The sequence below is a fragment of the Amycolatopsis sp. SID8362 genome, assembly GCF_010550475.1.
Taxonomy (GTDB): domain Bacteria; phylum Actinomycetota; class Actinomycetes; order Mycobacteriales; family Pseudonocardiaceae; genus Amycolatopsis; species Amycolatopsis eburnea.
Map to the genome: position 1 here is coordinate 1 of NZ_JAAGNB010001634.1, position 1,916 is coordinate 1,916.

The following is a 1,916-nucleotide window of genomic DNA, read 5'->3' on the forward strand; positions in this document are numbered from 1 at the left end:
TGGCGATGCTCGACCTCGCGCTCGCCCCCGCCCGGCCCTACGCGCCGCTGCTCACGATCGCGCTCGGCCTGCTCGGGCTCGCCTGGCTGGAGCGCAGCCGGGTGCTCGGCGTCGTCAGCGGCCTCTTCGCCGCGTCGGCGCTGCTGGTCAACCTGTACAACCTGCAGCACGTGTTCTTCCACCTCGGGCTGTTCCCGCGCTACTCCGGAGACACGACGATGGCGTTCACGAACACGGTGCCCCCGGGGCTGGTCCTGCTCGCGGGCGGCGCCTTCGCGGCCTGGCACGAACGGCGGGGACGGGCGTGAGCGAGCACCCCGCGGCGGGCCTGGACGAGACCGTCCACCAGCGGCACCGGCTCGGCATCCTCACCATCGCCGCCGAGGCCGGGAAGGTGGATTTCGGGTACCTGCGCCGGACGCTGGACATGACGGCGGGGAACCTGTCCCGGCACGTCACGATCCTCGAGGAGGCCGGGTTGATCGACGTCGAGAAGGGCTACGAGGGCAAGCGGCCCCGCACGTGGATCACCATCAGCCCGGCGGGCCGCAAGGCGCTCGCCGCGGAGGTGGCGGCGTTGCGGGCCTTGGTGTCGGCGGTCGAGCGCGCGGTCCCGGCGCGGCCGCGGACCACCTGATCCGGCCGCCTCAGCCGGACGAGTCCCTCGTGCCGTCGTAGTTCGTCCAGCCGCCCTGGCCTTCGGCGGCCTCGACGTCGGCGTCGGAGGTCGCCGCGTGGGTCATCGCGGCGACCGTCTCCTCGAGGCCCCGCTGGACTTCGCCGCCGTCGGCCTCGCGGACGCTGTGCAGCGTCACGGTGATCTCCGAGGACGCCGGGCCGTCTTCGGAGATGCGCAGTTCGCCGTGGTAGTCGTCGGGGCCCTCCGCGCCCCACGTCAGGGAGCGGGTGCCGGCGTCGGTGTGCAGCCAGGCCTCGCTCGCGACGCGTTCGCCGCGCACTTCGGCCTCCACGTGCACGCTGTCGCCGCCCCGCGGCTCCGCCACTTTCATCTCCGGGAAGTACCGGGGCAGGTTCTCCGGGTGGCTCAGGAACGCGAACAGCTCGTCGGCGGGGATGTCGGCGGTCGCGGTGTGGCGGTACTCGGTCATGGCTCCACCTTTCGTCGGCACCCCGGTTACCCCGGAAGGCGTGCATTAAAAGGGCCCGTGCGGGGAATCCGGAAGACATGACGGCCACCGAACCCGGGACCCGGCGCGGCCCCGCCCCCGTGCAGGGCATGGGCATGCTGATCGGCTTGCTGTTCCTCGTGCTCGCCGCGCTGGAGCTGATGTCGGGCGTCGCGGACGGCGACGGGCCGCACGAGCTGTTCGGGGTCTTCGCCGTCTCCGGGCCGTGGGCGCTCACGCACTTGCTGACCGGCGCCGCCGCGGTGTTCTGCACGCGCTCCCCGCGGCTGGCCGCCCGGTTCCTGGTCGCCGCCGGCGCGGTCTACACGGTCGCCGGCCTGGCCGGGCTGCTCCCGCTGCCGGACGCGGTCTCCGAGGTGCTGCCGATGAACAACGCCGGGGTCTGCCTGGCGCTGGGCCTCGGGACGGCCATGCTCATCCTCGGAGCGGGCTGGCTGCGGCACGGGCCGGGACCACGCCGCTGAAGTCGTCGTCCGGCCGGGAAAAGCGGGTCAGCACCGCCGTGACCAAGACCGCGAGTCCGAAGAGGACATAGCCGTTGCCGGTGAGCTGCTGCGCGAAGTTCCAGTGCCGTTCGACCTCCCCGCCGCGCGGCCACCACCACTGCGGACCGGCGACGAACAGCACCACGCCGACACCCGTCAGCAGCGCGAACCCGCGGCGCCGGGTCCGGCGGGCCAGCTCCGCCCAGCCGAGCAGCACGACCACCGCCCACACCCAGTGGTGCGTCCAGGAGATCGGCGAGACCAGCAGCCCGCCGACGGCGTT

Annotated in this window: 4 protein-coding genes and 1 pseudogene; 3 read left to right on the forward strand and 2 right to left on the reverse strand. The window is 73.3% G+C overall.

Going from position 1 to position 1,916, the window contains the following annotated elements:
• The coding region (locus G3I65_RS50565) for a hypothetical protein (protein ID WP_163046901.1) at nt 1–308 on the forward strand (308 nt) is incomplete at its 5' end.
• Nucleotides 305–637, forward strand: a complete 333-nt coding sequence (locus G3I65_RS50570; protein WP_225440375.1) for a transcriptional regulator — start codon at nt 305–307, stop codon at nt 635–637. The genes G3I65_RS50565 and G3I65_RS50570, both read left to right, overlap by 4 nt.
• A gap of 10 nt (nt 638–647) precedes the next feature.
• Here G3I65_RS50570 and G3I65_RS50575 read toward each other — a convergent pair whose 3' ends face one another.
• Nucleotides 648–1,109, reverse strand: coding sequence for an SRPBCC family protein (locus G3I65_RS50575; protein ID WP_160703007.1), 462 nt, complete (start codon nt 1,107–1,109; stop codon nt 648–650).
• A 77-nt stretch (nt 1,110–1,186) separates the two neighbouring features.
• Between G3I65_RS50575 and G3I65_RS50580 the strand changes: the two genes are divergently transcribed.
• A complete protein-coding gene (locus G3I65_RS50580) occupies nt 1,187–1,612 on the forward strand; it encodes a DUF4383 domain-containing protein (protein WP_239071946.1) in 426 nt (141 codons plus the stop codon).
• Here G3I65_RS50580 and G3I65_RS50585 read toward each other — a convergent pair.
• A pseudogene (locus G3I65_RS50585) lies at nt 1,563–1,916 on the reverse strand (hypothetical protein); the annotation flags it as partial. The gene G3I65_RS50580 and the pseudogene G3I65_RS50585 overlap by 50 nt on opposite strands.

Bases quoted from the DNA above. Each gene is read 5' to 3' on its own strand.
- G3I65_RS50575 (WP_160703007.1), bottom strand. From the start codon at position 1,109: ATGACCGAGTACCGCCACACCGCGACCGCCGACATCCCCGCCGACGAG.
- G3I65_RS50580 (WP_239071946.1), top strand. From the start codon at position 1,187: ATGACGGCCACCGAACCCGGGACCCGGCGCGGCCCCGCCCCCGTGCAG.